Origin of the sequence: Magnetospirillum fulvum MGU-K5 (assembly GCF_000442515.1) — a bacterium.
GTDB classification, from domain to species: Bacteria; Pseudomonadota; Alphaproteobacteria; order Rhodospirillales; family Magnetospirillaceae; genus Phaeospirillum; species Phaeospirillum fulvum_B.
Map to the genome: position 1 here is coordinate 1 of NZ_AQPH01000108.1, position 7027 is coordinate 7027.

Annotated in this window: 6 protein-coding genes; 1 reads left to right on the forward strand and 5 read right to left on the reverse strand. The window is 66.5% G+C overall.

The features are described from left to right. Positions 1–113 precede the first annotated feature (113 nt). On the reverse strand, positions 114–722 hold the full coding sequence (locus K678_RS16445) for an ABC transporter substrate-binding protein (RefSeq protein WP_021133609.1): 609 nt from the start codon (positions 720–722) through the stop codon (positions 114–116). A 175-nt stretch (positions 723–897) separates the two neighbouring features. Between K678_RS16445 and hpnH the strand changes: the two genes are divergently transcribed. Next, positions 898–2016, forward strand: coding sequence for an adenosyl-hopene transferase HpnH (hpnH, locus tag K678_RS16450; protein WP_039853638.1), 1119 nt, complete (start codon positions 898–900; stop codon positions 2014–2016). 163 nt (positions 2017–2179) lie between these two features. On the opposite strand, the gene K678_RS16455 is transcribed toward hpnH, so the two are convergent. The 4 genes from K678_RS16455 to K678_RS16470 all read right to left on the reverse strand — a co-directional run bounded on the left by K678_RS16455 (position 2180) and on the right by K678_RS16470 (position 6914). Beyond that, entirely contained in the window at positions 2180–2911 is a 732-nt protein-coding gene (locus tag K678_RS16455) for a phosphorylase family protein (RefSeq protein ID WP_021133611.1), read from the reverse strand. After that, the gene (gene shc, locus K678_RS16460) at positions 2901–4844 is read right to left on the reverse strand and encodes a squalene--hopene cyclase (protein ID WP_414533329.1); all 1944 of its coding nucleotides are present in this window, start codon (positions 4842–4844) and stop codon (positions 2901–2903) included. Before shc ends, K678_RS16455 begins: the two co-directional genes overlap by 11 nt. A gap of 61 nt (positions 4845–4905) precedes the next feature. Continuing rightward, positions 4906–5757: a presqualene diphosphate synthase HpnD gene (gene hpnD / locus K678_RS16465; RefSeq protein WP_021133613.1), complete on the reverse strand. Its 852-nt coding sequence runs from the start codon at positions 5755–5757 to the stop codon at positions 4906–4908. After that, a complete protein-coding gene (locus K678_RS16470; protein ID WP_021133614.1) occupies positions 5754–6914 on the reverse strand; it encodes a glycosyltransferase in 1161 nt (386 codons plus the stop codon). Before K678_RS16470 ends, hpnD begins: the two co-directional genes overlap by 4 nt. Between the last annotated feature and the right edge of the window lie 113 nt (positions 6915–7027).

The window sequence follows — 7027 nt, forward strand, 5'->3', positions numbered from 1 at the left end:
TCAGACGCGGCGCGGCGGCGAACCGCCGCACCAGCAGAGCGGCAGCGGCCTGATACAGGCATCCGGCACCGACCAGTGCGGTCAGCAACCAGAACAGGACGAGTCCCATGCCGTCAGTTCCCACCCTGGGCGCTGGTCTGGGCGTCGAGGGTGGCGATCAGCCCCTCCAGACCTTTGGCACGATAGATCGAGAGGAACTCGGAACGGCGCACCGCGACCTGGCTGACCGTGCCCTGGTAATAGACGTCGACCACCCGCCAGCGGCCCTGATCTTCCCGCAGCAGGTAATCGATCGCGACCGGATCGCCTTCCTTGGGGACAATCGTCGAGGGGACGATCACCGCGCCCTGGGTCGAAGCCCGCGCCTCGCCGACCTCGAACCGCTCGCCGTTCCAATCGTCGAACTGGGCGGCATAGGTGGCGACGGAAAAGCGGGTATAGGCCTCGGCCAGACGCGCGGCGTCTTCCGGCGGCATCTTGGCCGCAGCGGTCCCCAGCGTCGCCCGCGTCATCGCGGCCATGTCATACGCCGCCGCCACCGCCGGACGCAGCTTTTCGACCCGGCCCTTGAAGCCCAGCTTCTGTCCGGTCTTCATCACGTCGAGCAGGCGATCGTTGAAGGCATGAATGACCGCTTCGGGCTCACCCGCTTGCGCCGGAGCAGACAGGCCGGCGACCAGGACGACCAACGCCAGCAGCGCGACGACAAAACGCGGCTTCATGGGGAACCTCATTTTCATTCTCATGCCCGCAGGCCATAGCACATCCTGCCCTCGCTGCGCCATCGGCGCGTTACGAGGAGACGTTCCGTCGTTGAACTTGACGGCGACCGGCCTGTATGATCCGCCACCCGCCCGGAAAGCCCGGCGGCCCCGCCAACAACCCGAGTCGAAATCCGTGGCAGTCCCCCTCAAACAGACCATGCGTATCGGCGCCTATGTCCTGCGCCAGCACCTCTCCGGCGCCAAGCGCTATCCCCTGGTGCTGATGATGGAGCCCCTGTTCCGCTGCAACCTCACCTGCGCCGGCTGCGGAAAGATCGATTATCCCGACGATGTCCTGAACGCCCGCCTGTCGGTCGACGATGCCTTGGCTTCGATCGACGAATGTCCGGCCCCGGTGGTGGTGATGGCTGGCGGCGAGCCGCTGCTCCACCGCGAGATCGACCGGATCGTCCGGGGCGCGCTGGCGCGGGGCAAGTTCGTCTATCTGTGCACCAACGCCCTGCTGCTCGAAAAGAAGCTCGATCAGTTCGAGCCGAACCCGGCCTTTACCTGGACTGTCCATCTCGACGGCAATCGCGAGGATCACGACCACGCCGTGTCGCGCGACGGCACCTTTGATCAGGCGGTATCGGCGATCAAGGCGGCACGGGCGCGGGGCTTCCGCGTCAATATCAACTGCACCTTGTTCAACAATGCCGATCCGGCGCGAATGGCCGAATTCTTTGACTTCGCCCATTCGATCGGGGTCGAAGGCATCACCCTGTCCCCCGGCTATGCCTACGAGCGCGCCCCCGACGGTCAGCACTTCCTGACCCGGCGCACCACCAAGGATCTGTTCCGCTCGCTGTTCCGGCTGGGCAAGGGGCGCGGGTGGAAGTTCACCCAATCCTCGCTGTTCCTCAACTTCCTGGCCGGTAACGAGACCTATGCCTGCACGCCGTGGGGCAATCCGACCCGCAACGTGTTCGGCTGGCAGCGTCCGTGCTACCTGCTGGGCGAGGGCTATGCCCGCACCTACAAGGAGCTGATGGACGAGACCGACTGGGAGTCCTACGGCACCGGCAAGTACGAGAAGTGTGCCGATTGCATGGTTCACAGCGGCTATGAGCCGACTGCCGTCACCGACACCCTGAACCACCCGCTGAAGGCGGCGTGGGTGGCGCTGTTCGGCCCCCGGACCGAAGGCCCGATGGCTCCCGACCTGCCGCTCGACGGTCAGCGTCCGGCGGTTGATCGCTATGCCGAGGTGCTGGAGGAAGGTCGGTCTCTGCTGAAGACCGACGGGAATTAATAATCAGCTTGCGCGGATCGGAGTCGATCCGCGCAGGCCCCTCATTCGCCGGGCGCGGCCCCTTGGGGCTAACCAAACGGCATCAAAGAGCCGTTTGGTATGATGCGGGGAGGGGGAGGCTTTTGGCCTCCCCTCCCCTTTTTATTCGTACCGCCCGTTGGCGTTACAATCCGAAGGCAGAGCCCAATCCGGCCAGAGCGGCACGAAGCGCGGCATGGGCGGCGTGGGACTCCATCCCGACCCGGATCAGGTCGGGAAGCTCCCACGGCTTTAACGCCAGACGCCCCAGCACAGCCAGCAGCCGAGGCTTGCCGTCGGGCCCGATCCCGGCAAGGGCCGAAGAGGGCAACGTCAGGTCGGCCGGATCGGCCACGGCGCGAATCACAGCGAACGGACGCCCCGCTTCGGCGGCGACCCGGGCCACCGCGCCACTTTCCATATCGACCACCCGTGCGCCGGAGCCGACGAACAGCGCCTGCTTCGCGCCCCGCCCCACCACCGGACCGACGGAGGCGTGGATCAGCCCGCTATGCGAATGCGGGATGGCATTGAGCAAACGGCACATCCACACCTGATTGGTGGCGAAGGTCTCGTCACCATCCTGCACGGCGGAGCCGATCACGATCTCGCCCGAGGTCAGCGCCGGATCGAGTCCACCGCCGATGCCCAGACTGAGCAGCGCCTCGGCCCCCTCGTCGAGCAGACGGCGGGCCTCGGCGGCGGCGCGGGCACTATCGGCCCCGGCGATGCCAACCCGGGTTCCGGGCGGCAGCAACGCCGCCTCGGACTCCATCCCGACGATGACGCCGACCGGAACCCGGCCGGGCAGTCCGTCAAGCCAACAGGCGGCGGGGAAGCTGTCGGATGGAGCGGAAGGATCGGCGTCAGAGGGCATGGAGCACCGGACCGGCATTCCCGGCAGTGAGGTTGCGATAGCGCGCCAGCGCCCAGACCGGGAAGAACTGGCGGTATCCGTGATAGCGCAGATAGAACACGCGGGGGAAGCCGACGGCGGTGTAATGCTCCTCGTCCCACAGCCCCTCGTCGGTGCGGGTGCGGATAAGATACTCGACACCGCGCGCCACCGCCGGATGACGGGTCTCGCCCACCGCCATCAGACCAAGCAAGGCCCAGGCGGTCTGCGACGGGGTGCTGACACTGCCCTCGCCCTGCGGCTCGCCATCCCAGTAAGAGCGGCCATCTTCGCCCCAGCCGCCGTCGTCGCGCTGCTTCGACAGCAGCCACGCGACCGCCTTGCGGATCGCGGGATGGTCGTGGTCAAGACCGGCAGCATTCAGCGCCGCCAGCGCCGACCAGGTGCCATAGACGTAATTGGTGCCCCAGCGGCCGAACCACGATCCGTTCGGCTCCTGCTCCTTCAGCAGATAGGCAACGCCCTCCTTCGCAACCGGATCGGTCTGGCGCTCGCCCAGCACCGACAGCACCGAGACGCAGCGGGCCGAGACGTCGGCGGTCGGCGGATCGAGCAGCGCGCCATGATCGGAAAAAGGAATGTGATTGAGGTAATGGGCGGTGTTCTCGGCATCGAACGCCCCCCAGCCGCCGTCTTCGCTCTGCATCCCGCGCAACCACACCGCGCCCTTCTGGATCGACTCGGCATAGCGCTCGGGATCGAGCCGATCAAGCGCCGCCATCACCACGGCGGTATCATCGACATCGGGATAATGCGGGTTGGCGTACTGGAACGCCCAGCCGCCCGGCGCCAGACCGGGGCGGCGCACCGCCCAATCGCCGACGACATCGGTGATCTGGCGGTCTACCAGCCAATCGGCGGCGCGGCGGGCCGAATCCTCGGCCTCGGGTCCGCCCGCTTCCAGCAAAGCGTGGGTTGCCAGCGCGGTGTCCCACACCGGCGACAGGCAGGGTTGGACCCAGGCGCGGTCGCCCTCTTCGACCACCAGATTGCGGATCGATTTCTTGGCGATCACGACGCGGGGGTCATCCTTGGGCACGCCCAGCAGGTCGTACATCAACACGGAATTGACCATCGCCGGGAAGATCGCGCCCAGCCCGTCTTCGCCGTTCAGACGCTCATCGACAAAGGCCACCGCCCGCTCGATGGCGAGACGGCGCAGCCCTTGCGGGAAATAGGGCTGAACCCGGTGCAGCACCCGATCGAGCCCCCGAAACACATAGGCCCAGTACGAGCGCGGCTTGTCGAGATACCAGTTGGTCACCTGCTCGGGCGGGATGGTGAACAGCTCGGGAATGTTGATCTTCAGCGGGTTACGCGCCTGGGGGCGCAGGCTCATCAGCACCACCAGCGGCGCGATCACCGTCCGCGACCAATAGCTGACCCGGTCGAGATGGAACGGGAACCAGCGCGGCAGCAGCATGACCTCGACCGGCATCACCGGCACGCCCTTCCACGGAATCTGGCCGAACAGAGCCAGCAGGGTGCGGGTGAAGACGTTGCTGGTGGCGGCCCCGCCATGGGCCAGGATCGCTTCGCGCGCCTGCTTCATGTGCGGCGCGTCGATATCGTCGCCGATCGCTTTCAGGGCGAAATAGGCTTTGACCGAGGCGCTGATATTGAACTCGCCGCCATGAAACAGCGACCAGCCGCCGTGAGTCTTGTCCTGGATATCGCGCAGATAGACGCCGATCCGCTGCTCCAGCGGCGGGTCGCGCTCGTCGAGATAATGCAGATAGAGGACGAATTCGGCCGGAATGGTGGCATCGGCCTCCAGCTTGAACACCCAATGACCATCCTCCTTCTGGCTGGACATCAAGGCGGCGGCAGAGCCGCGCACCGCATCCTCCAGCCGGTCGGCGGCGGCACTGGACTCGTTGGATCGCAGATTCACTTCACTCGCAAACACGTCTGACCTCATAAAACGGAAACGGGGCGCTTCGCAGAGCGATCGGTCAGACCAACCCGTGACGCAGCACGCACCAAAGCTTGGCTCCGGCGGGCAGACGAACCGGGGGAAGGCGCGGCTGGAAGCCTTCGGCCTCCAGGCGATAGTAAATCCCCCGATACATTTCCTTCATCAGCGTCGCCGGACGCATCGTCCGGCGCGAGCATTCAGCCATTGCCCGATCGGACGCGGCGAAGTGCTGCGCTGCGATTGTGGCAATATCGCGGCACACCGCCGCCAAGGCCGGATGGGCCAGCACCTCTTTGGGATCGTGGCTGTCGATCCCGTGCGCGCTCAACACCTCGTCGGGCAGATACAGCCGCCCGATCTCGGCATCGACGGCGACGTCACGCAGAATGTTGGTCAGTTGCAGCGCCATCCCGGTGGCGCTGGCGACGGCCTGCCCTTGGGGGCGATCCTCGCCGAACACCCGCACCGACAGCCGCCCCACCGCCGAGGCAACGCGGTCGCAATAAAGTTCCAGCGCCGCCATCGTCGGACGGACCATCGCAGTGCCGATATCCATCTCGCACCCGTCGATCACCGCCAGGAAATCCTCTTGCGGCAGCTTGTATTCCGCCACCGGGCCAGACAGCGCCACCAGCACCGGATGGGTCATCGTCTCGCCCGCATAGAGGCGGCCGATCTCGACCCGCCACCATTCAAGCTGACGGCGCTTCTCGACCGGATCGCCCGGCTCGTCGGCGATGTCATCGACCTCGCGACAAAAAGCGTAAACGGCATACATGCCAAAGCGGCGCGGCAGCTCGAGCAACCGCATTCCCCAATAGAACGACGAGCCCGAGGCCTTGACCTTGGCCGCCATCTGCTCGTACAGGGCCGGATCGACCGCGATCATGACTTTGCTCCCCTCCGGTGATCCTGGACCCGGCCTTTCCAGGCCCCGCCCCGTCCCCGCCAATATTGAAACGCCGAATCGATCGTCGCCCCCAGAAAGAACAGCGCCACCAGCGGCAGCGCCACCGACCACGCCGACGGCAGGCCATAGGCTCGCACCATCGGCGCATAGGCAAGGCTCATCGCCGCCCAGGCGATCAGGCCGAACAGAGCGGCGACCCCTCCGCTCAACACCAACACCGGCGGCAGAACAAACACCAGCAGCATCGCCAGGACCGTCCCCGCCAGCAGCAGCGGCGAGTGGTTCAACTGGGTATAGGCCGACCGGGAAATCATCTTCCACAGCCCGGACGGGCCGAGATAGCGGCGCGAACTGGCGGTGTCGTGGGTCAGATCGAGCTGAATCCGCCGCCCGGCGCGCTTGACCGCCGCCGCCAGGGTGCAATCGTCGATCAGGGCATTGCGGATCGCGGAAACGCCGCCGATATCGTCCAGCGCCTCGGGCCGGATCAGCACATAACCACCCGCCGCCGCCGCCGTGGTGCGCGACGCGTCCGACACCCAGGCAAAGGGGTACAGCATCCGGAAGAAGAACACGAAGGCCGGAACCACCGCCCGCTCCCACACGCCGTCGGTGGGCAGCCGGACCATCAGCGACGCCATATCCAGCCGGGCAGCCAGCAGACGCGCCACCTGTCGGCGCAACTCGAACGGGGCGTGCTCGATATCGGCATCGGTCAGCAGCAGCAGATCGAGACCGGGATGCAGCGCCCGCGCCGTCGCGATGCCATGATTTTGCGCCCACATCTTGCCCGCCCAGCCCGGCGGCAGATCGGGCGCGGCAACGACGGTCAGACGGTCGGAGGCACCGATCGCGGCGGCGGCGGCACGGGCCAACTCGGCGGTGCCGTCGCTGCTGTGATCGTCAACCACCACCACCGACAGGGTACCGGGGTAATTCTGCGACAGCAGAGTGGTGACGGTGCCACCGATACATTCGGCTTCGTCGCGGGCGGGGATCACCGCCACCACGGCGGGCCAGTCCTTGGGCTCGGACGGCGACGGCGGCGTCTCGATCCGCCAGAACCCGCCACGCAGGGTCAGCAGCCAGCCCCAGGCGCCCAGACCGGCCAAACCGGCAAGGGTCGTCAGACTCACGAGCGCACCTGACCATTGGCGCGGAACCACGCCACCGCGTCGGCCAAAGCCAGATCGGCCGGGCGATGGCGATAGCCCAGATCGGCTTCCGCCTTGGCCGAGGAGAAGAACAT

Coding starts and splice junctions, on each gene's coding strand:
- K678_RS16445 (WP_021133609.1), bottom strand. CDS start 722: ATGAAGCCGCGTTTTGTCGTCGCGCTGCTGGCGTTGGTCGTCCTGGTC.
- K678_RS16455 (WP_021133611.1), bottom strand. CDS start 2,911: ATGCCCTCTGACGCCGATCCTTCCGCTCCATCCGACAGCTTCCCCGCC.
- hpnD (WP_021133613.1), bottom strand. CDS start 5,757: ATGATCGCGGTCGATCCGGCCCTGTACGAGCAGATGGCGGCCAAGGTC.